General features: G+C 66.1%; 23 protein-coding genes and 2 tRNA genes. 13 read left to right on the top strand and 12 right to left on the bottom strand.

Annotated features, from left to right (window positions below; genetic code table 11):
* Window positions 1–481: 481 nt before the first annotated feature.
* On the top strand, window positions 482–1,480 hold the full coding sequence (locus BT183_RS01265) for a hypothetical protein (RefSeq protein ID WP_072338604.1): 999 nt from the start codon (window positions 482–484) through the stop codon (window positions 1,478–1,480).
* Window positions 1,477–1,809 (top strand): hypothetical protein, encoded by a 333-nt coding sequence (locus tag BT183_RS01270; protein ID WP_072338605.1) that lies wholly within the window; start codon window positions 1,477–1,479, stop codon window positions 1,807–1,809. Before BT183_RS01265 ends, BT183_RS01270 begins: the two co-directional genes overlap by 4 nt.
* On the opposite strand, the gene BT183_RS01275 is transcribed toward BT183_RS01270, so the two are convergent.
* Window positions 1,773–2,324 (bottom strand): dihydrofolate reductase family protein, encoded by a 552-nt coding sequence (locus tag BT183_RS01275; protein WP_072338606.1) that lies wholly within the window; start codon window positions 2,322–2,324, stop codon window positions 1,773–1,775. The two genes, BT183_RS01270 and BT183_RS01275, sit on opposite strands and share 37 nt — an antisense overlap.
* 70 nt (window positions 2,325–2,394) lie before the next feature.
* Between BT183_RS01275 and BT183_RS01280 the strand changes: the two genes are divergently transcribed.
* A complete protein-coding gene (locus tag BT183_RS01280; protein WP_072338607.1) occupies window positions 2,395–2,958 on the top strand; it encodes a TetR/AcrR family transcriptional regulator in 564 nt (187 codons plus the stop codon).
* Here BT183_RS01280 and BT183_RS01285 read toward each other — a convergent pair.
* Both BT183_RS01285 and BT183_RS01290 read right to left on the bottom strand, forming a co-directional pair.
* Window positions 2,942–3,505, bottom strand: a complete 564-nt coding sequence (locus BT183_RS01285; protein ID WP_072338608.1) for a gluconokinase — start codon at window positions 3,503–3,505, stop codon at window positions 2,942–2,944. The two genes, BT183_RS01280 and BT183_RS01285, sit on opposite strands and share 17 nt — an antisense overlap.
* Window positions 3,474–4,244, bottom strand: a complete 771-nt coding sequence (locus BT183_RS01290) for a glucose 1-dehydrogenase (protein ID WP_072341332.1) — start codon at window positions 4,242–4,244, stop codon at window positions 3,474–3,476. Before BT183_RS01290 ends, BT183_RS01285 begins: the two co-directional genes overlap by 32 nt.
* 156 nt (window positions 4,245–4,400) lie before the next feature.
* Between BT183_RS01290 and gndA the strand changes: the two genes are divergently transcribed.
* Window positions 4,401–5,819 (top strand): NADP-dependent phosphogluconate dehydrogenase, encoded by a 1,419-nt coding sequence (gene gndA / locus BT183_RS01295; protein WP_072338609.1) that lies wholly within the window; start codon window positions 4,401–4,403, stop codon window positions 5,817–5,819.
* A gap of 349 nt (window positions 5,820–6,168) precedes the next feature.
* Here the strand turns inward: gndA and BT183_RS01300 are convergent, their stop codons facing one another.
* A complete protein-coding gene (locus tag BT183_RS01300) occupies window positions 6,169–6,546 on the bottom strand; it encodes a VOC family protein (RefSeq protein ID WP_072338610.1) in 378 nt (125 codons plus the stop codon).
* A 10-nt stretch (window positions 6,547–6,556) separates the two neighbouring features.
* Window positions 6,557–7,678 (bottom strand): hypothetical protein, encoded by a 1,122-nt coding sequence (locus BT183_RS01305; protein ID WP_072338611.1) that lies wholly within the window; start codon window positions 7,676–7,678, stop codon window positions 6,557–6,559.
* 119 nt (window positions 7,679–7,797) lie between these two features.
* Here BT183_RS01305 and BT183_RS01310 point away from each other — a divergent pair, with 119 nt between their 5' ends.
* The 3 genes from BT183_RS01310 (at window position 7,798) to BT183_RS01320 (ending at window position 10,655) form a co-directional block, all read left to right on the top strand.
* Window positions 7,798–8,376 (top strand): nitroreductase family protein, encoded by a 579-nt coding sequence (locus BT183_RS01310; protein WP_072338612.1) that lies wholly within the window; start codon window positions 7,798–7,800, stop codon window positions 8,374–8,376.
* A gap of 109 nt (window positions 8,377–8,485) precedes the next feature.
* A complete protein-coding gene (locus BT183_RS01315) occupies window positions 8,486–9,388 on the top strand; it encodes a hypothetical protein (protein WP_072338613.1) in 903 nt (300 codons plus the stop codon).
* A gap of 64 nt (window positions 9,389–9,452) precedes the next feature.
* A complete protein-coding gene (locus BT183_RS01320) occupies window positions 9,453–10,655 on the top strand; it encodes a DUF2336 domain-containing protein (protein WP_072338614.1) in 1,203 nt (400 codons plus the stop codon).
* A 21-nt stretch (window positions 10,656–10,676) separates the two neighbouring features.
* Here BT183_RS01320 and BT183_RS01325 read toward each other — a convergent pair whose 3' ends face one another.
* Window positions 10,677–11,519, bottom strand: coding sequence for an NAD kinase (locus BT183_RS01325; protein ID WP_072338615.1), 843 nt, complete (start codon window positions 11,517–11,519; stop codon window positions 10,677–10,679).
* 47 nt (window positions 11,520–11,566) lie between these two features.
* A tRNA-Thr gene (locus BT183_RS01330) sits at window positions 11,567–11,642 on the bottom strand.
* Between the two features lie 76 nt (window positions 11,643–11,718).
* Here BT183_RS01330 and BT183_RS01335 point away from each other — a divergent pair.
* The 5 genes from BT183_RS01335 (at window position 11,719) to alaS (ending at window position 18,843) form a co-directional block, all read left to right on the top strand.
* On the top strand, window positions 11,719–12,183 hold the full coding sequence (locus tag BT183_RS01335; protein ID WP_072338616.1) for a YaiI/YqxD family protein: 465 nt from the start codon (window positions 11,719–11,721) through the stop codon (window positions 12,181–12,183).
* A gap of 114 nt (window positions 12,184–12,297) precedes the next feature.
* The gene (locus tag BT183_RS20370; protein WP_143145610.1) at window positions 12,298–13,572 is read left to right on the top strand and encodes a hypothetical protein; all 1,275 of its coding nucleotides are present in this window, start codon (window positions 12,298–12,300) and stop codon (window positions 13,570–13,572) included.
* 135 nt (window positions 13,573–13,707) lie between these two features.
* Window positions 13,708–14,835: an S-(hydroxymethyl)glutathione dehydrogenase/class III alcohol dehydrogenase gene (locus BT183_RS01345; protein WP_072338618.1), complete on the top strand. Its 1,128-nt coding sequence runs from the start codon at window positions 13,708–13,710 to the stop codon at window positions 14,833–14,835.
* A 169-nt stretch (window positions 14,836–15,004) separates the two neighbouring features.
* Window positions 15,005–16,078 carry a recombinase RecA gene (recA, locus tag BT183_RS01350; RefSeq protein WP_244545231.1) on the top strand — a complete coding sequence of 358 codons (1,074 nt, stop codon included), beginning with the start codon at window positions 15,005–15,007 and terminating at the stop codon, window positions 16,076–16,078.
* Between the two features lie 119 nt (window positions 16,079–16,197).
* Window positions 16,198–18,843 (top strand): alanine--tRNA ligase, encoded by a 2,646-nt coding sequence (alaS, locus tag BT183_RS01355; RefSeq protein WP_072338620.1) that lies wholly within the window; start codon window positions 16,198–16,200, stop codon window positions 18,841–18,843.
* Window positions 18,844–18,928: 85 nt separating this feature from the next.
* Here the strand turns inward: alaS and BT183_RS01360 are convergent, their stop codons facing one another.
* The 4 genes from BT183_RS01360 to rlmB form a co-directional block, all read right to left on the bottom strand.
* Entirely contained in the window at window positions 18,929–19,831 is a 903-nt protein-coding gene (locus BT183_RS01360) for a DMT family transporter (RefSeq protein WP_072338621.1), read from the bottom strand.
* Window positions 19,832–19,864: 33 nt separating this feature from the next.
* Window positions 19,865–20,905, bottom strand: coding sequence for a glycerophosphodiester phosphodiesterase family protein (locus tag BT183_RS01365; RefSeq protein WP_244545232.1), 1,041 nt, complete (start codon window positions 20,903–20,905; stop codon window positions 19,865–19,867).
* A complete protein-coding gene (locus tag BT183_RS01370) occupies window positions 20,896–22,476 on the bottom strand; it encodes a COG3904 family protein (RefSeq protein ID WP_143145611.1) in 1,581 nt (526 codons plus the stop codon). Before BT183_RS01370 ends, BT183_RS01365 begins: the two co-directional genes overlap by 10 nt.
* Window positions 22,477–22,584: 108 nt before the next feature.
* Complete coding sequence (gene rlmB / locus BT183_RS01375; RefSeq protein ID WP_084603173.1) at window positions 22,585–23,337, bottom strand: 23S rRNA (guanosine(2251)-2'-O)-methyltransferase RlmB; 753 nt, start codon at window positions 23,335–23,337, stop codon at window positions 22,585–22,587.
* 152 nt (window positions 23,338–23,489) lie between these two features.
* Between rlmB and BT183_RS01380 the strand changes: the two genes are divergently transcribed.
* Window positions 23,490–23,574 (top strand) — tRNA-Tyr (locus tag BT183_RS01380).
* Window positions 23,575–23,596: 22 nt separating this feature from the next.
* Here BT183_RS01380 and BT183_RS01385 read toward each other — a convergent pair.
* Window positions 23,597–24,805, bottom strand: coding sequence for a helix-turn-helix domain-containing protein (locus BT183_RS01385; RefSeq protein ID WP_084603174.1), 1,209 nt, complete (start codon window positions 24,803–24,805; stop codon window positions 23,597–23,599).
* Window positions 24,806–24,951: the final 146 nt, after the last annotated feature.

Below are 24,951 nucleotides of genomic sequence, written 5' to 3' on the forward strand. Positions count from 1 at the left end.
GAGTCCTGACCCGACAAGGCCGTCCGCAAGGGCGGCCTTTTCTTTTTCGCGGTGGCTGGCCCCAACCCCATGCGTCATTCCGGCGAATGCCGGAATCCAGTTTCGATTTCAGCAGCATGCGGAAGCCAGCGCCCGTGGCCAAGGCCCCCTCACCCGGCGCTCGCGCGCCGACCTCTCCCCCGAAGGGAGAGGTGAGGAGCGGTCATCCACATCCCGAGACCCTGAAACCCCCTAACTCTCCCCCAGGGAGAGGTGGGGAGGGGCCGTCCACGTCCTGAGGGAGAGGTAAATAAGACCACCAAACGCCTCTAATGCGCGGCCGAGCCCCTCCTTACCTCTCCCTTCGGGGGAGAGGTCGGCCGCAGGCCGGGTGAGGGGGTCTTGCCGCTTGCGCCTCAGCTAGACCCCCAGCCCACATTGCCCAACGCCCCGCTCTGCCGTAACCTCGCGTCCTGCGGGGTGCGTCTCAAGGGGCTGATCAATGTGGGACTTTTCGATTCCGCGGTCGCTGTCGCTGATGGGGCAGACCCTGCCATTCATCCTTTTCCGCATCATCGTCTATGCCGGCATCGCCATCGCCTATGTGCTCGTCACCGGCGTAGGGGCCGGCATCGGCTGGGGCGTGGGCGCGTTCGGTGATGCCGATTTCCAGGGCGCCTCCACCTTCTGGGGCGGGGCGATCGGCTTGGGGCTCACCGCCGGGGCGCTTTATTTCGCGCGCGAGTACATCCTCTACATCGTCAAGGCCGGGCATATCGCCGTCATGGTCGAACTGCTCGATGGCGGCAGCGTGCCCCAGGGGCGCGACCAGATCAGCCACGCCACCGAGGTCGTGAAGGCGCGCTTTGCCGAAACCCATGTGCTCTTTGCGCTCGATCAGCTGGTCAAGGGCGTGCTGGGGGCCATTATCGGGCTCATCCAGGGCATCACCGCCATCCTGCCCATCCCGGGGCTGCAGAACATCGTCGGGCTCGTGCGCGCCTTCCTGCGCATCGCACTCGGCCTCGTCGACGAGATCATCCTCGCTTATGCCATTCGCACCCGCTCCACCAACCCGTGGGAGTCGGCACAGACGGCGCTGGTGCTCTACACCCAGAACTACAAGACCATGCTGCGCAATGCCGCCTGGCTCACCCTCATCACCTGGGGCCTGTCGCTTGTGGTCTTTCTCGTCATGCTGGCGCCGGCGGCGGCCATTGTCGCCCTCATCCCCAATGCCTGGTCGGCGGGCGGGCTGGTCTTTGCGCTGATCTTTGCCTGGGCGGTCAAGGCGGCGCTGATCGAGCCCTTCGCGCTGGCCTGCCTCATGCAGGCCTATTTCCGCACCATCGAAGGCCAGGCGCCCGATCCCGCGTGGCATTCGCGCATCTCGTCGGTCTCGGGCAAGTTCCGCCAGCTGGGCGAACGGGCCGTCGGCTGGGTCGGCGCCCGCAGGCCGTCGGGCTTTTCCACGGTCCGTCCGGGCGGCGCGACGCAGTGAAGGAGGTTCGGCTCGTCCTCGATTTCCGGCTGGTGGCGCGCGGCTATGCGCCACTCGTTGTCGATGGCCAGCTGACGACACTCGCCTTCTGGGGCTTCCCGCGCGATCTCAACCGCCGGCTCGAACGTCTCAACCTGCTCTATGATCGGCAGGTGAACTGGAAAAACCTTGCCGATCCCACCTGGCACCTGAGCGAGCGCGACCGGCGGGAATTCAACGCATTGCTCGATATCGTGGTCGCCGAGCTTCTGGGTGAACTCGGCGGCGCCTGGGCGCTGGTGGTCGATACGCCCTATCTCGCCCCGGCGGCGGAGGACGACAGCCGGTAGTGCAGGCGCACGCAGCCCGGGCCGCTGGGCCGCGCCGAAACGAGTTCGACCGTCGCTGCGAAGCCGGTGGGCGGAAACAGCGGCACGCCGCCCCCCAGCAATTCGGGAATCACATAGATCTCGATCTCGTCGAGCGCGCCGCGTTCCATGAAGGCCATTTGCAGCCGCCCCCCGCCCAGCATCCACGCATCCCCATCCGGCAGCGCGCGCAATTCGGCGATCAGCGCATCGATATCGGAACGCGCGATGATATCGACGCCCTCGGGCGCCGCGAGGGCACGAGAGGTGACGACATAGACGCGCTTGCCCTCATAGGGCCAGGGCCCGCCCTCGCGGATCAGCCAGTCATAGGTGCCCCGGCCCATCACCAGCGTCCTGATGCGCGCCAGAAACAGCGCGGGGTCATCCTCTCCGAACGCCGTGGTATCGTATTTGAACAGCCAGTCGAGGCTGTCGTTCGGGCCGGCGATATAGCCATCAAGGCTCGCCGCGATATATCCCAGGATCCGCGCCATGACCCACACTCCTTGCCAGGATCGGTCCTGGATATATATAAACGAATGATCGTTTACAATAGAGGTCCGCTTGCCCCGCCCCCGCTCGATCAGCGATGAAGCCCTTCTCGATGCAGCCCTCGGCCTGATGGCGAGGACCGGGCCGGAGGGGCTGAGCTTTGCCGCCCTGTCGTCGGCCTCAGGCCTTGCGCCGGCGACCCTCGTCCAGCGCTTTGGTTCGCGCGATCGGCTGATGGAGGCGGCCTTGCTGCGCGCCTGGGATCGGCTCGATGCCGAAACCGCCGCCGCCGACGCGGATTGCCCCGTCACGCCCCAGGGCGCCGTGGCACTTCTCGTCCGGCTCTCCGGCGCGCCGGATGGGCCCGATACGCATGGCGAGGGGCTTTTGCTGCTGCGCGAGGATTTTCGCCGCCCCGTGCTGCGGGCACGGGGGGCGGCATGGGGCACGGCTCTGGCCACGGCGCTCGGCCGACGCATCGCTCCGGGCAACCCCAAGTCCGTGGCGCTGGGCCGGCTGATGGCGAGCCAATGGCAGGGCGCGGTCATCTGGTGGGGGTTTTCCCGAACCGGCACGCTGGCCGAGACAGTCTCGGCCGAGCTCTCCGCCTGGCTCCGCCTCACTGCCCGCGCTTGAACGACCTGAGGTGGTCGACGGCCTTGACCGCGCGCGTCGCAAGCGTTTCCACCGGCTCCCGCACATCGAGCACGAGTACATTTTCGATGGCCGGATCGGGTTCTTCGAGGGTGGCGAACTGGCTCTCGAGCAGGCTTTGCGGCATGTATTCGTGCTGCCGTCGCGCCATGCGCTCGGCGATGACGCTGCGATCGCCCTTCAGATAGACAAAGAGGATCGGCTCGCCGGCCTTTTCAACGAGGTAATCGCGATAGCTCTTCCTCAGCGCCGAGCACGCGCCGACCGCCGCGCCCTTCTGCCCCGCCGCCTCGTGCAGCGCCTGCGCCAGCCTTTCGAGCCAGGGCCAGCGATCGGCATCGGTGAGCGGGGTTCCCGCCCGCATCTTCTCGACATTTTCGGGCGGGTGATAGCCGTCGCCATCGAGGAACGGCAGGTGCAGGCGGCGGGCAATGGCCTTGCCCGTCGTCGATTTGCCGCTCGAGGAGACGCCCATCACGATGATGAGGCGCGCCGCCTCAGACCGTCGCGGAGAAGGCGCCGTCGACATAAAGAATGTGTCCGTTCACGAAGCTTGCCGCATCCGAAGCGAGGAACACGGCCGCCCCGCCGAGTTCGGAAGGGTCGCCCCAGCGCCCCATCGGCGTGCGCCGCTCGATCCAGGCGTTGAAATCGACATTGGCCACCAGCGCCTCGTTCATCTCGGTGCGGAAATAGCCCGGCGCGATGCCGTTGACGTTGAGCCCGTGCTTGGCCCAATCCGTCGCCATGCCGCGCGTCAGATTGGCGATCGCCGCCTTGCTCGCCGCATAGGGGGCGATCGAGGGGCGCGACACATGGCTCATCAGCGAGCAGATATTGATCATCTTGCCGCGGCGCCGCGCGATCATGCCCTGCGCCACCGCCTTGCCCACGATGAAGGCCGAGGTCAGGTTGGTCATCATCACGCGCTCGAACTGGGCGAGCGGAAAATCCTCGAGCGGGCTGCGATGCTGCACCCCGGCATTGTTGACGAGAATATCGATGGGCCCGATCTTGTCCTCGCAATGGGCGATGGCCTCGTTCACGCTCTCCTCGCTCGTCACGTCGAAAGCGAGCGCCGAGACCTTGCGGCCGCCTTCGGCGAGCCCGGCCGCGGCGGCGCCGAGCGTCTGCTGGTCGCGCCCGTTGAGTACGATTTCCGCGCCGGCGCCGGCCAGCGCGGTGGCAATCGCCAGCCCCAGGCCCCGGCTTGAGCCGGTCACCAGCGCCCGGCGCCCGGCAAGGCTGAATTGTGCGAGCGTGTTCAAGGCAGATCCTCCGGAAAGCGCACCCGGCCCCTGGCCGTTGGCGCCATTGGTAAGGGCCCCGGCGATGCGCCGCAAGTCCGCTTTAGGGTGGCAATCCGTCTGATCCCGTGCCAGAAAGCGGCCCATTCGACTTCGTGCTGAAATGGAATTGCGATCATGGCATCTGCCGATATCGGGCTTGTCGGTCTGGCGGTGATGGGCTCGAACCTCGCGCTCAACATCGCCGAAAAAGGCTACACCATCGCGGTCCATAACCGCACGGCCGCCCGCATCGATGATTTCGTCGCAGAGGCGAAGTCCCAGGGGCTTTCCGAGCGTGTCGTGCCGGAGGCCGATCTCGCCGCCTTCGTCGCCTCGGTCAAGCGTCCGCGCTCGATCATCATCATGGTCAAGGCCGGCGCCCCGGTCGATGCGATGATCGCGCAGCTGCTTCCCCATCTCGAGCCCGGCGATGCCATCCTCGAATGCGGCAATTCCCTTTATGCCGATACCGACCGTCGCTTTGCCGCGCTCGAGCCGAAAGCCATCGGCTATCTCGGCGTCGGCGTCTCGGGTGGCGAAGAGGGGGCCCGCCACGGCCCCGCCATCATGGTGGGCGGGTCCGAGGAGCAGTGGCACAACGCCCAGCCCATCCTCGAAGCCATCGCCGCCAAGTTCAAGGGCGAGCCCTGCTGCGCCTATCTGGGGCGCGGTGGCGCCGGCCATTTCGTCAAGACCATCCATAACGGCATCGAATATGGCGACATGCAGATGATCGCCGAGGTCTATGGCGTCATGCGCGACGGGCTGGGCATGAGCCCCGCCGCCGCCTCCGAGGTCTTCCGCAAATGGAACGAGGGCCCGCTCAACTCCTATCTCATCGAGATCACCGGCCATGTTCTGGCCGCCATAGATGAGGAAACCGGCACGCCGCTGGTCGATCTCATCCTCGACAAGGCCGGCCAGAAGGGCACCGGCGTCTGGTCCGCCATCGTTGCCCAGCAGCTGGGCGTCCCCGCCACCGCCATCGAGGGCGCGGTTGCCGCCCGCTCCATCTCCTCGCGCAAGGATGAGCGCCTCGCCGCCGAGGCCGTCTACGGCCAGCGCGGCGGCGGCTCCGTCTCGGTTTCGCTCGAAACCCTTGAACAGGCGCTTCTGGCCGGCAAGATCGTCTCCTACGCGCAGGGCTTTGCCGTGATGGCCAAGGCCTCGGAGGACAAGGGCTGGAACCTGCCGCTCGCCACCATTGCCCGCATCTGGCGTGCCGGCTGCATCATCCGCTCGCGCTTCCTCGATCAGATGTCGGCGGCCTATGCCCGCGGCGAAGCCACCAACCTGCTGATGGTGCCCGATTTCGTCTCGGTGATGAAGGCCAGCCATCCGGCCCTGCGCGAGGTCGTCGCCGCCGGCGCCCGCGCCGAGTTGCCGCTGCCCTGCCTCTCCGCCGCACTCTCCTATTTCGATGCCTACCGCCAGGGCCGCGGCACCGCCAACCTCATCCAGGGCCAGCGCGATTTCTTCGGCGCCCACGGCTTCGAAATCCCCGGCCGCGGCACCAACCTCCACGGCACCTGGCCCTCGACGTTGGGAAAGTAGGACAGAGCAATCCACCCACGGCGTGATTCCGGCGAAAGCCGGAATAACATCGTCAGTGGGGGGCGGCTACGTGTCTGGCTCACGCGCAAGCGGCAAGGCCCCCTCTCCCGGCCTGCAGCCGACCTCTCCCCCAAAGGGAGAGGCAAGGGGTGCGCGGGCCTCGGGATGCGGGTCGGGCCCTCTTCACCTCTCCCTTTGGGGGAGAGGTCGGCGCGTAGCGCCGGGTGAGGGGGCCTTGGCCACAGGCGCTGGCTTCCCCATTCTGCTGAAATCCAAACCGGCTTCCGCCATTCGCCGGAATGACATCGCGATCGCGGCCAGCATCGCCACCCCCAGACGTCATCCCCCCTCACCGCGGCGTAACCGTCTCCGCCAGCCACCAGGTCGTACCCGAGCCATCGCGCACGCCGCCGCGGCGGTCGCCATCGCCCTTGTCATCGAGCGGCTGCACCACTGTGCCGCCCGCCGCGAGTGCCCGGGCGAAGGCGGCGTCCAGGTCGGGCACGTAGACATGCAGGTTGATGGCGCCGGCGCCCGGCGCTTCGCCCAGCATCACGATGGTGTCGTCGATGCGGATTTCGCAATGCCCGATGCGACCGGCCGCGGTGCGGTGCACCATCAGCGGGTCGGCGCCGAACACCGCCTTGATGAAGGCCAGCGCCGGCCCGGCATCGTCCACGATGATATAGGGCGAGAGCGCGGTATACCCCTGGGGCTTGTAGCTCACGGCGTCCTCCTCAATAGACGGTGGTCAGCACTTCCACTTCGCGCGCCTGTCCGGGCTGCACCTGGAACTGCCGATTGAACACCTGCTCGCCGCGCTTGGCCAGCACCAGATAGTCGCCCTCGGCCAGAACCGTGGTCGGGAAGGCGCCGATCGCGGCAAAGATCGTTTCCCCGTCCTCGGTCTTGATCGTCCAGTCGATATCGGCGATGGCCTCGCCGCCCGCCTGCGTCACGAGCTTGAACGACACCTGCGCCGCCTGGTGATAGAGCGTCGCATCGGTGAGCTGGCCCGGCTCCACCCGCAGGTCGGCCCGCACCACCGCGTTGATGTCGCCGAAATGCGAGACAACGTGATAGGTGCCGGCGTTCAGCGTCACCACATCGTTGGGCGAGAGGTTCTGCGCCACGATCCCGCGCGATGTCTCGTCATTCTCGTTGAAGATGTCGAAGCGCAACAGGTTGATCGGGATCGGCACGTCGCCGCTGATGGCCGCGTTGAGCCGCATCGCTCCCGCATCGAGAATGATGGCCTTCTCGGTGTTCTCGCTGCCCACTTCGAGCGGCTCGCTGGCCTGGGCGCGCCCATAGGCGACATGCACCACATAATTGCCCGGAGCGAGCTTGAATGTGCCTTCCGGATCATAGGAGCTTCCGGCCAGCTGCAATTCGCCCTGCTGGTTGGTGCGCGTCTCGAACACCCGCCAGATCAGCCCGTCATTGATGGGCCGGCCGCCATCGGTGATCATGGCGCTGAGCTTCACATCCTGCAACGTGGTCGCCACGGCGCGGGCGGCGTCGGTCGCTGTCAGCGCGTTGCGCAGGCTTGCGGGCGCCTGGCTCTGGGCCGGATCGGGAAAGGCGGCAAGCGGCGCGGCGAGTTCGGGCGAGGGGACGGGCTCCACCGGCTCCTGCGGCGAAATCTCGGCCGGCACCGGGGCGGGCCGAAAGCTCGGCCAGGGCGCGGGCATCACCTGGTCCTGCGCCAGCGCGGGCAGGGCTGTAACGAGCGCCAGCGCAACCATGGTCGCGCGTCCCGGATGCCCCCCACGAAACCGCACCAGGCAGCGCAGGGCGTCGCCGAAAATTCGGCTGGCGGACGCGATGGTGAGGGCGCTGCGCGGTGAGCGGCTCATGACTCGTCGGCCTTTCTGTCGATACCCCTGACAAGCGCTCGGTAGCGCTGGATTGCGGAAAAGCTGTGTCATATGCAAAGCCATGCGGCAAGCTGCCGTTCCCGCCTCGAGGAGTTCCCATGCCCGCCGATCCTGCACTGCGTGATTACCTGCTCACCCGGCGTTCCGTCGGCATGGCCTTCCTGCGCGATCCCGGCCCCGACGCGGCCGAGCTCGAAACCCTGCTGACCATCGCCACCCGCGTTCCCGATCACGGCAAGCTCGCGCCCTGGCGGCTGGTGCTGTTTTCGGGCGATGCGCGCGCCGAGGCCGGCAACCGGCTCGCCGCCTTGGTCAAGGCGCGCAATCCCGCCATCGACGAGGCGGCCCTCGATATCGAGCGGCGCCAGTTCCTGCCGGCGCCGCTGACGGTGGGGGTGATCTTTTCCCCCAAGCCGGTGCCCAAGGTGCCCGAGCTCGAGCAGCTGCTTTCGGCCGGCAATGTCTGCTTCAACCTCGAACACGCCGCCAATGCGCTGGGCTTTGCCGCCTCCTGGGTCACCCGCTGGTTCGCCTTCGATACCGAGGCGCAGGCCCTGCTCGGGGCTTCCGCAGGCGAGCGCTTCGTGGGCTTCGTGCATATCGGCACGCCCACCATCAAGCCTGACGATCGCGATCGTCCCGCGCTCGAGGCCGTGGTCTCGCACTGGCAGGGTTAACCGGCCGTTAACCTTGCTGCGCCATTGGTTAACGCTGAGTTTATGAGCCCGGGTCTCGTCCTTGCCGCCAGTATCGGGGGCAGGGCGCCCGGTCTGCAGCGGAGACGTCATGGGCGTGACCCCGATTTCGGTGCCCCAGGGCATCGCCCAGGTCATCGACCGGGCCGGCTCCAGGAATGGCGTCGATTTCGACTATCTGTTGCAGACCGCCATCCGCGAAAGCAGCCTCGATCCCTCCGCCAAGGCCCGCACCTCGTCTGCCACTGGCCTCTTCCAGTTTCTCGAAGGCACCTGGCTGCAGGTGATGAAAACCGAGGGCCCGCGCCTCGGCTATGCCAAAGAGGCCGCTGCCATCAGCGTTGATCGCGAGGGCAATTATATCGTCGCCGATCCGGCGCGCCGTCGCGAAATCCTCGATCTGCGCAAGGACCCGGCAATCGCCTCCGATCTCGCGGCGGCCTTCACCAAATCCAATGGCGACTATCTGCTCGACCGCTTCGGTCGCATGCCGAGCCCGGGCGAACTCTATATCGCCCATTTCCTCGGCGCCCGTGGAGCGGCCACCTTTTTCGAGGCAGGCCTGTCCAATCCCGATCAGAGCGCGCCGGCGCTTTTTCCCCGCCAGGCCGAAGCCAATCGCTCGATCTTCTATGCGGGCGGCAAGCCGCGCTCCATCCGCCAGGTCTATGAAGTGCTGGTCGCCAAGCACCGACCCGACGACGCCGTCGGGGCAGGGGCACCGAGCCCGACTTTCGTCGCCCAGCAGATGGCGGGGCCCGTCGCCCGAGCCATGGCGGTGCCCCCTCCGGCGCCCGATCTCATCCCGTCCCGGTTCGGTCCCGACGACCTTTCTTTCACCGCTCTGTTCTCGACCGAACCGGCAACAGCCCCGCGGCCCCTGGTCGTTCCTGTGACTTCATCGACACCCCACACGAATCCACACGAGCCGGCACAGTTATTCTCGAGATTTTACGTTCAGCCTCAGCCGGATGAAGGTAAATCATCCCCTTAAGGGCATGGTGAACCGTTCCTTAAGCCTTCGCGCCTAGCCTTGAAGCCGTTGTGCGGAGTGCTTCATGGTTGCCTATGCCGATTTCGTCGCGCTGAGCGGATCCAGTGGCAGCGACGCGCGGGGACAAGCCGCGCATCTGGCTGCCCAGGCGTATAGTTTCCACTCCGGTCCGGCCGACGAACAAGCGGCGCTCTATGCCGCGCTCATCGGATTTCTCGATGATCCTTCGGTCCGCGTGCGCGCGGCCCTCGCCTATGGCTTGCTGCATGCGCCCGCCGCGCCACGCCCGATCCTCCTCGCGCTCCTTCACGATTCTCCCATCATTTCGAGGGCGATAGCGCAATATTCCCCGGCCGTTCTCGATGCCGATCTGCTGCCGCTGGTGCCCGATGCCGACCTCGCCATGCTGCTCGCCATTGCCGAGCGGCCCGCCATCGGCCCCCGCCTTGCCGAAGCCCTCATCCGGCGCGATCAGCGTCCCGTTCTGGCCCGCCTGCTGGCGCGCCGTGAAGTTCGGCTGTCTGCGCAAGTCTTTGAAGACATTGTCGAAAAGCATGCCGATGATGCCGGGCTGCGCGGGCACCTGCTCGATCGCAACGACCTGCCGGCCTCTCTCCGGCTCATCCTGATCGACCGCTCGGTCGCAGCCATTGCCCGGACCCGCATCGTCTGCGGCGCTATCGCGCCAAGGCGGCTCGAGCGGCTTTTAGGCCAGTTGCGCGATGCTGCCCTGACCAGTTTGGGCGAAGCCGAGGCAGGGGCCGGCAGGGCGCCCTATGCCGTTGAAGCCATTGAACAAAACCGGGTCTCGACGCGGGTCATGCTGCACGCCGTCATCCATGGCCGGGTGCTGTTTTTCGCCGATTGCCTCGCCGCGCTCGCCGAATCACCGCGCACGAAAGTGTTCTCGATTCTCGAATCGGGCAGCCGGCCGGTGCTTCTGGCGCTGCTGCGGCGCGCCGGCCTGTCGCCCAATGTCGCCAACCTCTTGGCCCGGCTCGTTTTTCTTGCGCGCACCGCCGATCTCGCCGACGATGTCGCGGCCCGCCACTACGTCGTCACCGCCCTGACCGAAGAGCTCATCGTCGACCATGCCGGCGACATCCCCGCCGAACTCGACGCCGCCTTCACCTATCTCTCTGAACAGAATGTGGTTTTGGCCCGGGCGGCCGCACGTGGCGTGCTCGCATCCTTTGCCGCCGAAGATGGCGCGCACGTGCTGCCGGTTCTGCCCGCAGAGCCGCGCATGGCCTTGCCGGCTGCCTGAAACATCAATTTAATCAGGTGGTTAGTAGCGGAACTGTTCGCTCAATACCCGCTCCTCCAGGCTGGTGCCCGGGTCGAACAGCAGCGTCACCCGGCAGTCCCGCCGTTCCCGGATCGTGACCTCGCGCACATCGCGGATTTCGACATTGTCGGCCACGGCATTCACCGGCCGCTTCTCGCCCTCCAGCGTCCTGAAGCGCACCCGCGCATCATTGTGCAGGATAGCACCGCGCCAACGCCTTGGACGAAAAGGAGAAATCGGCGTCAGTGCGAGGAGCGGAGAATCGATCGGCAGGATGGGGCCATGCGCCGAAAGGTTGTAGGCCGTGGACCCGGCCGGCGTTGCCACCAGCACCCCGTCGCAAATCAGTTCGGCCAGTCGCACCTGCTCGTCGACCGCAATCTCGATCTTCGCCGCCTGATAGGTGGCCCGGTAAAGCGAAACTTCGTTGAGTGCCAAGGCTTCGTGGCGCTTGTCCCCGGCATCGATCACGTCCATCTGCAGGGGATAGATATGGGTCGGCTTGGCCGCCTCGAGCCGCGCGGTGAGCCCATGCGAGGCATAGCTGTTCATCATGAAGCCGACCGAGCCGAAATTCATCCCGAACACCGGGATCGGCCGCTCCATCGTGCGGTGCAGGGTCTGGAGCATCAGCCCGTCGCCCCCCAGCGCCACGATGGCTGTCGCGGCTTCGAGCCCGACATCCCCGTATCGATTCCGCAGCGTCTCGGCCGCCGCATCCGCTTCCGGCGTGCCGCTCGAAACAAATGTGATGCGATCGATCACTACCGGCTGCACCTGCGACTCTCCCCTGTCGCGCGACGCGCGCTGCATCGATCCGGCTTCGCCAACCGGATTCATCATCTCATTGTCTGCTGATAAGTAATTGAAATCAATAGCCCCAAACAGGCTGGTGCCGGCAACAGGGATCGAACCCGTGACCCCCTGATTACAAATCAGGTGCTCTACCAACTGAGCTATGCCGGCACAGCCGCCTTGCTAACATCGCTTCCCGATTGCATCAAGGTATCTGGGCGGGGCAGCACCTGCCGAAAGGACCGAGATGAGCCGAAAGCCTATGATCTATGTCGACGCCGATGCCTGCCCGGTCAAGGCCGAGGTGGAACGCGTCGCTTATCGTCATGGCCTCGTCGTCACCCACGTTGCCGGCCGCGGCATGCGGCCCTCGCGCGATCCGATGATCCGCGTCGTGGGCGTGCCGCAGGGACCCGATGCCGCCGATGACTGGATCGTCGAAGCGCTCGAGCCCGATGACATGGTCATCACAGCCGATATCGGGCTGGCCGCACGCGCCATCGAGAATGGCGCGGCCGCGCTGTCCCCGATCGGCAAGCCGTTCACCGCCGAGAGCATCGGCATGGCGCTCGCGATGCGCGACCTCAACAAGCATCTGCGCGAAACCGGCGAGAGCGACGGCCACAATCCGGCCTTTTCGGCCAAGGATCGCTCGCGTTTCCTCGTCGCATGCGATGAAATGGTCTCGCGGGTACTGGCCCGAGCAAAATGAGCACAATCGCGCTCTTGCCGGTCCCAAACGGCCGTGGCTCTGCTATAGGAAGCACGAAACTGGCCGCTAGCGGCCCCGGGTCCCATGCATAGGTCCAAGAAGGATAGTGTCACCATGAAACTCAAGACCAGTCTGGGGCTGCCTCTGGCGCTTTCGGTCGGCCTGCTCGTGGCCGCCTGCGACAACAGCCCCAACCCGCCGCCTCGCCCCGCCAACACCACCGCGCCCGCCAACACGACGGCACCGGCGAACGCCACGGCGCCATCCAACACCACCGCTCCGGCCAACGCCACGGCCCCCACGAACGCCACGGCGCCTGCAAATAGCAGCGCGCCCGCGAATGCAACCGCGCCAACCAACACGCCCGCAAACGCCACGGCTCCCGCCAATAGCAGCGCACCCGCCAACTCGCCCGCGCCTGGCAATGTGACGGCACCGAGCAACACTACCGCTCCTGCGAATAGTGCAGCACCGGCCAACGCGACGGCCCCTGCAAATACCACGGCACCGGCAAACACCGTCGCTCCGGCCACCACCGCCGCGCCGTCGAATGCGCCGGCTCCCGCCAACACGACGGCTCCTGCCAACGTCGCCTCGACGACTGCCCCAGCCAACGCAGTTTCGGCGCCGGCGACACCGGCGAACACAATGGCTGCCCCCGCCAACAGCGTGGCAGCGCCTGCGGCCCCCGCCAACGCAACCGCTCCGGCGAACGCGACGGCTCCCGCCAACGCGATGACGCCTGCAAACGCCATGTCGACGCCAGCCAACACCGCAGCGGTGCCCGCAAACTCGGCGGCTTCGTCGACGAGCGCCGCGCCTTCCAATGCGGTGGCGTCCTCCAATGCCGTCGCTCCTGCAAATGTCGTCGAAGCGCCGGCGAATGCTGCGGCGCGTTCGGCCGCTCTGGCCAATAACATCGCTCCGGCGAACGTTACGGCTGCGCAGCCCTCGAACGCGACGGCACCGGCGCCAGCCAATGCCGTAGCCGCTCCGTCGCCCGCCAATACCGTCGCGGCGACCGAAGATCCTGCGCCGGAGGCCGAGACGTCCGCGGAGGCGATGGACAAGGGCCTGTCCGACGTCGCCGCAGCCATCGCGGCCGCTGCTGCCCGCTCCGAGGCGCCCGAGGCTCCCGCTGCGGCCGCGCCAGCCGAGGCACCCGCTCCGGCAAATGCCGTCGCCCCGGCTCCGGTCGCTGCCCCGGCCAACGCAACCGCCGCGCCCGCGGGCGCAGCTGATGCCGCGGCCAAGGGCGCGGCAGATGCTGCTGCGGCCGCAGGTTCGGCCCAGGCGCCTGCCGCGTCGGCCCCTGCCGCGGCGCTGCCGGCCGATCCGGCGCTGCGCAAGGGCGTCGAGGATGCGCGGTCCGCCACCGGAACCCGCTGAGCTTCATCGCGATATCAAGGTGAAGCGGGAGGAGCCCAGGCGGCCCCTCCCGCTTTTTCATGTCCGGCGGTTGTCCCGGCAGGCCCCGGCATGGCATCTTTGGGCCACCAGAACGCTTTGATGAGGCAACAGGATATGAAGACCCGGGCAGCCGTGGCATTTGCGGCAGGCAAGCCGCTCGAGATCGTCGAGGTCGACCTCGAAGGCCCAAAGGCGGGCGAAGTTCTCGTCGAGATCAAGGCCACCGGCATCTGCCACACCGATGAATTCACGCTGTCGGGGGCTGATCCGGAAGGCCTTTTTCCCTCTATCCTCGGCCATGAAGGCGCTGGCATCGTCGTCGATGTCGGGCCGGGCGTGACCTCGGTCAAAAAGGGCGATCACGTCATTCCGCTCTACACGCCTGAATGCCGCGAGTGCCCGTCCTGCCTGTCGCGCAAGACCAATCTCTGCACCGCGATCCGCGCCACCCAGGGGCAGGGGCTGATGCCCGATGGCACTTCGCGCTTTTCCTTCGAGGGCAAGCCGATTTACCACTACATGGGCTGCTCGACCTTCTCGAACTACACGGTCATGCCCGAGATCGCAGTGGCGAAGATCGATCCGGCCGCGCCGTTCGACAAGGTCTGCTATATCGGATGCGGCGTGACGACGGGGGTGGGCGCCGTACTCAACACCGCGAAGGTCGAGGCTGGCGCCACCGCCATCGTCTTCGGGCTGGGCGGCATCGGCCTCAACGTCATCCAGGGCCTGCGCCTGGCCGGCGCCGACATGATCATCGGTGTCGATCTCAACGATGACAAGAAGGCCTGGGGCGAACGCTTTGGGATGACCCATTTCGTCAATCCCAAAGAGGTCGGGAAAGACCTCGTTCCCTATCTCGTCAACATGACCAAGCGGGGCGCCGACCAGATCGGGGGCGCCGACTACACCTTCGATTGTACCGGCAATGTCACCGTCATGCGTCAGGCCCTCGAAGCCAGCCATCGGGGCTGGGGCAAGTCGGTCGTCATCGGCGTTGCCGGCGCCGGACAGGAGATTTCGACCCGCCCGTTCCAGCTGGTGACCGGTCGGACCTGGATGGGCACGGCTTTCGGTGGCGCACGCGGCCGCACCGATGTGCCCCGGATCGTCGACTGGTACATGTCGGGTAAGATCGAGATCGACCCGATGATCACCCACACACTGCGGCTCGAGGACATCAACAAGGGCTTCGACCTGATGCACAAGGGCGAAAGCATCCGCTCGGTGGTGCTTTACTGACGAGGCTCGGGGCGCGCCGGCAGCGCGCGCGTCCCGTACCCGTCGCAGCGTATAAGTCCCTTGACAGGGCGAAAACAAAATGAGAACAAAAGAGGATCAATAACGGCACCATAGACGCCCGGCAGGTGCATTGCGCCGCTGTCGCGACCATGAAATAAGGAGACGAACAATGGTCAGTACATCTACCGCGCTGCGCGCCGTCGAGGGGTCAATGGATAAGGACAAGGCGCTGGCCGCAGCGCTCAGCCAGATCGAGCGGAATTTCGGCAAGGGCACGGTGATGCGCTTCGATGACAGCGCCATCATGCAGGTCGAATCGATTTCCACCGGTTCGCTTGGCCTCGATATCGCGCTGGGCATCGGCGGGTTGCCGCGCGGCCGCATCGTCGAGATTTTCGGGCCGGAAAGCTCGGGCAAGACCACGCTGGCGCTGCATGTGATTGCCGAAGCCCAGAAGGCAGGCGGCATCTGCGCCTTTGTCGATGCCGAGCATGCGCTTGATCCCACTTATGCCCGCAAGCTCGGCGTCAAGGTCGATGACCTGCTGATTTCCCAGCCCGACAGCGGCGAGCAGGCGCTCGAGATCGCCGATACGCTGGTGCGTTCGGGCGCGATCGACGTGCTGGTGGTCGATTCGGTGGCGGCCCTGACCCCCAAGGCCGAACTCGAAGGCGAGATGGGCGATTCCCTTCCGGGCTTGCAGGCGCGCCTGATGAGCCAGGCCATGCGCAAGCTCACCGCCTCGATTTCCCGCTCCAAGGCGATGGTTATCTTCATTAACCAGATCCGCATGAAGATCGGCGTGATGTTCGGTTCGCCGGAAACCACGACGGGCGGCAATGCGCTCAAGTTCTACTCCTCTGTCCGCCTCGATATCCGCCGGATCGGCGCGATCAAGGAGCGTGACGAGGTCACCGGCAACCAGACCCGCGTAAAGGTGGTCAAGAACAAGCTGGCACCGCCGTTCCGGCAGGTCGAGTTCGACATCATGTATGGCGAAGGCATCTCCAAGACTGGCGAGCTTCTCGACCTCGGGGTCAAGAGCGGTATCGTCGAGAAGGCCGGGGCCTGGTTCTCCTACGAAAGCCAGAGGCTGGGGCAGGGGCGCGAGAATTCGCGGCAGTTCCTCAAGGACAATCCGGCGGTCGCCAACGAGATCGAAAAGGGCATTCGCGAGAGTTCCGGCCTTCTGAGCGAGGCGCTCCTCGCCGGGCCCGACGATGACGGCCCGATGGAAGACTGATCGCGCCCAGCCTGCTTCTGGACAGAGGCAGGGCGTGCGGGCTAGAAGGCATTGAAGTGCCGACGAGGACGCGGGGCCGACGCCCCCGTCCTTTTTTGTGACGAAAGCCCGAGAGCCCCATGAGCAGCGTCAACGACATCCGGTCGAGTTTCCTGAACTATTTCAGCGCGAACGGGCATGAGAAGGTGGCGTCAAGCCCGCTCGTGCCGCGCAATGACCCGACGCTGATGTTCACCAATGCCGGCATGGTGCAGTTCAAGAACGTCTTTACCGGGCTCGAAAGGCGCGACTATCTGCGCGCCACCACGGCGCAGAAATGCGTGCGTGCCGGGGGCAAGCACAACGATCTCGACAATGTGGGGTATACGGCGCGCCACCACACTTTCTTCGAGATGCTGGGCAATTTCTCGTTCGGCGACTATTTCAAGGAGCATGCGATCCATCTCGCCTGGAACCTGCTCACCAAGGAGTGGGGGCTACCGGCCGCCAAGTTGACGGCAACGATCTACCAGGACGACGACGAGGCGTTCGCGCTCTGGAAGAAGATTGCCGGCCTGCCTGAAGATCGCATCGTGCGGCTCGGCGCCAAGTCCAACTTCTGGCAGATGGGCGATACCGGTCCCTGCGGGCCGTGCACCGAGATCTTCTATGACCATGGCGAGAAATACTGGGGTGGCCCTCCCGGTTCGCCCGAGGAAGACGGCGATCGCTTCGTCGAGATCTGGAACCTCGTGTTCATGCAGTTCGAACAACTGCCGGATGGGTCGCGGGTGAGCCTGCCCAAGCCTTCCGTCGATACGGGCTCGGGCCTCGAGCGTGTTGCTGCGGTGATGCAGGGCACCAACAACAATTACGAGATCGACCTCTTTCGCGCCCTGACCGGCGCAACGCAGCAGGCCATCGGCTTCGATGGGGATCGCGCAAATCCCAGCCTACGGGTTATTGCCGATCATCTGCGCTCAATGAGCTTTCTTATTGCAGAGGGCGTGCTGCCATCCAATGAAGGCCGTGGCTATGTACTGCGGCGCATCATGCGGCGGGCGATGCGGCATGCGACGTTGCTTGGCGCCAGCGACCCCGTGATCCATAAGATCGTACCGACCCTGGTGCGCGAGATGGGGCAGGCCTATCCTGAACTGGTCCGCGGGGAAGGCATGATCGCCGAGACGGTGCGGCTCGAGGAACAGCGCTTCCTCAAGACCTTGAGCCGAGGCCTTCAGATTCTCGATGATGCGACGAGCGAGCTCAAGCAGGGCGACATGCTCGAGGGCGTCACCGCATTCAAGCTCTATGATACCTACGGATTCCCGTTGGATCTTACGCAAGACGCGTTGCGTAACCGTGGAATCTCGGTGGATCTGTCCGGCTTCGAGGACGCCATGGCGCGCCAGCGCGCCGAGGCCCGCAAGAGCTGGACCGGATCGGGCGCGGCCGGGGAAGAGAAGGTCTGGTTCGCGGTGGCCGACAAGGTCGGGCCCACCGAGTTCCTGGGCTATGAAACCGAAGTCGCCGAGGGCGCCGTCACCGCTCTGGTCAGGGCCGGCGAGATCGTCGAAGCGCTGGGTGAGGGTGAAGAGGGCTTCGTCGTCGTCAACCAGACTCCCTTCTATGGCGAAAGCGGCGGTCAGGTCGGCGACACCGGCACGATGGCGGGCGAGGGCGTGGCGCTCGAGGTGCTCGACACCGTGCGCAACAATGGCGTTTTCGGCCATAAGGTGCGGGTGCGCTCGGGCGTTGTGAAGACCGGTACGGCCCTGACCCTGATCGTCGACCACGACCGACGCTCGGCCATCCGCGCCAATCATTCGGCTACGCATCTGCTGCATGAGGCGCTGCGCATCGTGCTTGGCGATCACGTGGCCCAGCGCGGCTCGCAGGTTTCGGCCGACCGGCTGCGCTTTGACTTCGTGCACACCAAGCCGATCTCGCCCCAGGAGATGGCACAGGTCGAAGACCTGGCCAATGATATCGTGCTGCAGAACGGCCCGGTTGAAACGCGCCTCATGGGCGTCGAGGAAGCCAAGGAGTCCGGGGCGCGGGCTTTGTTCGGCGAAAAATACGGCGACGAGGTTCGGGTGGTGTCGATGGGCGACCCCACCGGCAACGCCGTGGGCTGGTCGGTGGAATTGTGCGGGGGCACGCATGTGCGCCGCACCGGGGATATCGGGCTCATCAGCGTCGTGGGGGAAACCGGCGTTGCGGCGGGCGTGCGACGCATCGAGGCGCTGACGGCGCGCGGCGCGCGGCATCACGCACGCACCAATGCGAACCTGGTCGCCAGTGCCGCCGAGGTGCTGCGCGTAGGCCCGACGGAAATCCTCAACCGCATCGAGGCGCTGCAGGAGACGATCAAGAAGACCGATCGGGCCCTGTCGGACGCCAACAAGAAGCTGGCGCTTGGCGCCGGTGCAGGCGCGGCCGCTCCGGCCGATGAGGTCGTTGCCGGGGTGACCTTTGTGGGCCGCGTGGTCGAGGGCATTGCCGCCAAGGACGTCAAGGGCCTGGTCGACAGCGAGAAGAAGCGCATCGGCTCCGGCGTCGTCGCCGTGGTGCTCAGGAGCGAGGACGGACGCGGCACCGTTGCTGTGGGCGTAACCGCAGACCTGACGTCACGCTTTGCGGCAGGTGACCTCGTCAAGCTCGCCACCGCGGCGCTGGGCGGGCAGGGCGGTGGCGGCCGGCCGGACATGGCTCAGGGCGGCGGGCCCGACGGCAGCAAGGCCGAGGCGGCGATTGCTGCAGTCAAGGCGGGGATCGCCGGCTAAGGCTTTCCGCCGTTTCCGAAACGGCGGAAGGATCCATGCGCTTTCCGGCGAAGCGACGAGCTGCGAGACTCTGTCGAACGGAACTTCAGCGGCGAATGTCGTCGCTGTCGTCCGGCCTCAGGATCGGCTCGGCCTGCACGATGCGGGCGGGTCGGTCGATCAGGAGATTGAGAAGTCCGGCCGTCACGACGACGCCCATGCCGCCCAGCGCCAGCGGGTCGGGCCGCTCGTTAAAGAGCAGCGAGCCCAGCAACACCGCCCAGATGATCTGGCTGTACTGGGTTGGCGAAGCCTGGCTGGCTCCGACGCGCTTGACGGCGGCGATCAGAAGCAGCTGCCCGGTGCCCGCGAGGCCTCCAACGGCCAGCAGCAACGCCCATTGCTCGATCGTCGGCATGACGAAATGCGTGCTCATCACCGCGCCGTTGATCACCAGCGCATAGGTGGCGGCGACGCCCACGAGGCTGACGCGCTTTTCCGTGCCGGCCAGCAGCCGCAGCCCGATGGTGTTGAAGGCCGAAAGCCCTGCGCAAGCGAAGGCGGCGATATGGCCCGGATGCAGCTCGCGGAAGCCGGGGCGCACGACCAGCAGCACACCGATGAAGCTGGTGAGCAGCAGCACCCAGCGCCGGCGCGGCACCGTCTCCTTAAGAACCAGCACCGAGAGGATCGCAACGAAGATCGGGGCGGTGAAGACCGCCGAATAGACTTCGGCGAAGGGAATGGTGCTGAAGGCGAAGATGACGAGAAGCGCCATGATCACCGAGCTGATCGAGCGCATGTGCAGCAGGATCGTGCGCCGGGTCTTGAACGCATCGCGCCAGCGCTCGCCCTTCGTGCCCGCAAGCACGGCCGGCGCGACGCTGAACAGGGCGGCGAAAAACCCGATCTGGAAGGGCGAAAGGCCGCTGCCGACCGCCTTGATGGCGGCGTCGCCGCACGAATAGAGGCAATAGGCGGCAAACGCCAGAAGCACGCCGGCGGGCAATTGAAAGGTCCGATCGCTTGAAATACGGCCCTTCTATAGGGCTGGCGGCGAAGCGCGTCGATGGGGATTTTGCCGCGCCAGTTCAGGCCCGATAAGCTCGATGCGATTGGTCCACAAATAGCCGGAAAAGCCTGCGGGAACCGCGGCAAGCTGATCGAGCGCGTCGATGCCTGCCGTGCCCGGATCACCCGCGCCATAGGGGCCGAGCAGGATGACGCCGCTGCCCGCATCGGCCATGCGCTTCACGAAAAGCTCGGGCCAGCCCCAGAGAAAGGGGGCCATATTGATGGGCACCATCACCATGGTGTCGCGGCAGGCCTCGGGTACATGGCCGATCCAGCCCAGACCGGCATAGCCAAAAAGGCAATCCATCAGTCCGCGCCGGGCCCAGACGTGAATGCCGGGCAGGCGATCGTTAAGCCGGTAAGTCGGCGGATCGCCGCCATAGGCGCCCCAGATCCGCTCCTGCCAGTCGGGCCGGCCGGCTACGAGATCGGCGACGAGATCGCCCTCGCGCGCTTCATTGCTCTTGAAGTTGACGAGAAAGTGCCGGTCGGGAAAGGCGTCGAGCACCTCGTCGAGGCTGGGCATCAGCCCGATGCCGCTGCCGCGAAAGGGAAATGTCGCACCGGCGTCGGCGGTATATCCATGGCCGATGTCGAGCGATTTCAGCACCGCCATCGTCTGTTCGCGCGTGACCCCGCTGCCCTCCGTCCGGCAATCGATAGTCCAGTCATGAAAGACCGCGAGCTTGCCGTCTGTGGTGGGGTGAACGTCGAGCTCGACGACATCGGCCCCCGCGTCAAAGGCCGCCTGCATCGAGTGCAGGGTATTTTCGAGATAGTCGTGGCGCGGCGCCTCGATCCGTTCCGCCGTGCAGGTGTCGTTGGTCAGCCCCTCACGCGGGTATGTCTGGTGCACGCCGCGATGCGCGATGAGCCCGAGAAGGCCGGGCTCGGGCTGGCGGGCCCAGAACGGGGCATTGAAGACGAGGACCGCGACGATGAACCCCGCGAGCGCGGCTGTGCCATAGGCCAGCGGGCGCTGCCAGGGGCGCAGGCCCTTCACGGGCACGGCGCGGTGTTGCCATTGAATTGGAGCCCGCACACCACCTGCTGAAGCTGCGCGATGTCGTCCTCGCTTGCCTCCCCGCCATCGGGACGCAGGATCAGCGCGGTTGCCACCGTCGTGCCGAACTCCGCCTCGATGCCCAGCTGCGCGAAATAAACCCCGGTGCGATCATAGATACCTTCGCGAACAAATCCGGTGGCATCGATGCGCTCATCGCGGATGGTGCGCCCGCTGGTTGGCGCGAGGAAAGCGCTTTCGAGCAGCAGGCCCGGTCCCACCCGTTCGAACAGCCAGACATTGCCGCTGTTGGAGATGCGCGTGCCATTGCCGGTGCTGGCGATCTCCATGCCGTCGGGCAGGCCCGCCATCAGCGGATAGAGCCGCATGACGAAGCGATTGTCCTCGATGGCCTTCTCGCCGGGCAGGTCGAGGTCATCGACCGGAACGCCGAGCGGCAGGAAATAGTGGTTCATCGGGCCCTTCTGCAGGATCCGCTTGGTGGGGTTGCGACCCGTTCCGGCCGAGGACCAGCCGTCGTGACGGTTGAAGAAGCTGAGGCCGGCCCCGGCATAGCCCAGATCCGGATAACCAATGGCTCGGGCCCGCTCGGCGCTGAGCATGGTGTTGAAGTAGAGCGCGATCTCGTAGTCGCCATCGGTGGCCAAGGAGGCGTCCGTGACGCTGCAATGGCCGATGGTCAAGGGCTGGTCAGAGAGGCGGAAGCCCGAGAGCAGCCCGACATATTCGGCTTCGGCAATGCCGCGCTCGAAGGGACCTGAGACGGCGCCGACCATCTCGGCCGGATCGGTGCGCTCGTCGAGCGCCAGCAGCCGGCGGCAGACATTGGCGATGGCTTCGGGCACGTCGGAAATCCAGCTCGCGGTGGGCGTCGGCGGCAGGGCGATGCGGGCGAGGTAGTAGTCGTCGGCCGTCACGATGTCATAGGTTTCGTTGGGACCCATGCCGACCATGTAGAACAGCACTTCGGGGTCGACGTTGAACTTGACCAGTTCCTTGACCATCAGCGCCAGGCTGTCGCGGGTCTGGCCCTGCGCATCCATGGCGCCGCGTTCGTTGATGGCCGCGAGGAAGGACTCTTCGTCTCGATAGGGCGCGTGAAAGCCCAGGATGCCGCCGGGCTCCACCATGCGATCGACATAGGTGCCCACGCCCTGCAATTCGGCGTAGCCCGACCCGCCCATGAAGGCGAAGGCGCAGGCCGAATAGCACTTCATGCCGCGCTCGACGACGGTGGCGATGTGGTTCTCGCGCAGGAAATCGGCGATGGCGAGCCCTTCGTGATAGTCGCCGCCGGGGCCGTTCATGGTCAGCACCGCCGTGGCGCTGCCCTTGCCATCCATGCATTCGGTGCGGCACTGCACGAAGGTGGTGTAGATCTGCCGCAGAGCCTCGAGGTCGCCGGCGTCGGTGCCGCCCTCGTAATGCAGGTGGGGCACCGGATGGGCGGCCGAATACTGCATGGAGACGATGGAAACGAGCGCGGCCGATGCGCTGCCCGCTCCTGCCAGGCTGGCACACCCCGCCAGCGCCACGATTGCCAGACCCCTCAGCATCACACTCCCCTTTTCCTCGTCGGCTCCCGCCTCAGCGCCTCTCACTGCCGATTGAGACGCCGTCGCCGGACCCTGCCTTGGGCGGGAAATGCATGGCCCTCGCCTGTCTCAGCTGCGACCGGCCGTGGCGGCAAAGAGCGCGATGGCGGCGGCGTTCGACACATTGAGCGACTTGATCGGGCCGGGCATGTCGAGGCGCACCATCTCGTCGCACAATTCGCGCGTGCGCTGGCGCAGGCCCTTTCCCTCGGCGCCCAGCACGATGGCCAAGGGTGTCGTGCCGTCGCGGGGGGCAAGCCGCATCTCCGCCTCGGAATCAAAGCCCAGAATGGTCACGCCCCGCGCCTTAAGATCGAGCAGCGAATCGGCGAGATTGCGCACCTCGACGAGCGGCACGAGATCGAGCGCGCCCGATGCGGCCTTGGCCATGACGCCGGTTTCGCGCGGCGCATAGCGCGAGGTGGTGACAACGGCGTCGGCGCCAAAGGCGCAGGCGGTGCGCAGGATGGCCCCGACATTGTGCGGGTCGGTGATCTGGTCGAGCACAACGAGCAGGCGCGGCCGCGAGATGTCGGCGAGGCCGAAGCGCGACACGGCATCCACTTCGAGCGCAAGGCCCTGATGCACGGCCTCCCCGCCCAGGAGCTTGTCGAGGTCGCGCGGCGTGGTCTCGGAGACCGGAATGCCCTCGACCGGCCCGGTTTCCTTGAGCCGCGCCAAGGCGTTGGGCGTCGCGAGAAGGCGCCGCTTGATGCGGCCGCCATTGTCGAGCGCGGCACGCACGGTGTGGATGCCATAGAGATAGACCGGACCCTCGTCGGGGTCATGTCGCGGCTTGGGCGGAAACTTGTTGCGGCTCATGGCCAAGCGGTATCGCCTTTGTCGCATCGCCACAAGCGGCCGCAGCGCGATTGCTGCGATAACCCGCGCAGAGGGTGTTGACAGGCCGGGCCGGCTTCACCATAAACCGCCCGACGGTTCGGCCAAGCGCTGATCCGGTCTCCGAACTCCGTGGAGGGGTGGGAGAGTGGTTAAATCCGGCAGACTGTAAATCTGCTCGCTTAGCGTACACTGGTTCGAATCCAGTCCCCTCCACCACCTCCTCCCCAAAGCTCTGATTTCATTGTGCTCTGTCGGGCATGGCCGAGATGCCAGCTCGCGGATGAAGCACGCCCGGGTCTTGGATCGCGGTGCCCTCCGCTGTGCTCGCACCGGCCCGAAGGGCAGGGGCGAGGGGGATGAAATGCTGGAGCGGTTTTGCCGAAATGACGAGTTCCGCCTCGGGCGGACGGGACGCGCGCGCCAATGCCTGCACCTCCTTCGGCGACAGGCCGAACGCATCCCTGAAGGCCCGGGTGAAGGCCGAAGGGTGACTGTATCCCAGCTGTCGGGCGAGCGCCGAGATGCGCCCGCGCGGCTGCTGCGTATCGGACAGCATGCGGAACGCAAGGCTGAGCCGGCGACGCCCGATATAGGTGCTGACCCCATCGAGCGGTTCGAACAGCCGGTAAAGTGTCGAGCGCGTGATGCCGAAGCGATCCATCAGCACGAGCGGACCCAGATCGGGGTCCAGCAGATGCTGCTCGATATGGGCCTTGAGATCGACCAGCGAAACGATGTTGCGGCGCGCTTCGGCCGCGGCCCGCGAGACCGGCTCGAGGCACGCGGCGGCCAGCGAGATGAGCGCGCTCGAGACGCCGCGCGCATCCACCACCGAAAGCTCCGGCCCATTCGCGGCGATCGCCTCCATCAGGGCGCGCAGCGTGCGTGAGAGCGCATCGGCGGGCCGCACGAAGCCATGGGCGGCCTCGAGGAACGGCACCAGCGGCTCGAGCCGTCGCCGGGAAATGGCGAGGCCGACATTGGCCACGGCAGGTGCCTCGATCAGCAGTTCGCATGAGAGATCGATGAAGGCGAGCTCGCCCGCCTCGACCCGCCGCGTCACCCCATTGGCCGTCATGTCGAAATAGCCGCGCGTGTAGCAGACCACGAGGATCTGGTCGGTTCCGCGCGTGGCGATGGTGCGCACTGTGCGGCTGAGGCGGCTCGCGGTCGTTTCGGCGGTCGAAACGGTCACATCGGGCAGGAGGAAGACCTCGGCGCGGGCCGCGAAGGGCAGGTCCGCGGCGTAGTCGGGAATGGAGAGGTCGAAGGTCGGCGAGACCACTTCGGCGAAGGCGCGGGGTCCGTCAGGATTGTCGGGGCCGAACGCCGTGCGGTAGCAGGCGATGGTCTCGGAATCAGGGGCTGAAGCCCCTCGGCTCATGCCCGTGGCCATGCTCTCCCCGAACGCGCCTGCCGCCGGCCCGGCGCCTTGAGATATACCCATCGTCGCTATTCCTTACCCCCGCGTCCCATGCGCGACATTGTCGTTGAAGCGCTGGGAACGCTGATGGAATAGCCGGATGCCGCACCGAGGCAAGCGCCTGCTGCTGCCGCAAAAGGCCGCGCGGGTGCCGAGAAGGGGGAAAGAGT

The organism is Devosia enhydra, assembly GCF_900119845.1.
Taxonomy (GTDB): domain Bacteria; phylum Pseudomonadota; class Alphaproteobacteria; order Rhizobiales; family Devosiaceae; genus FPKU01.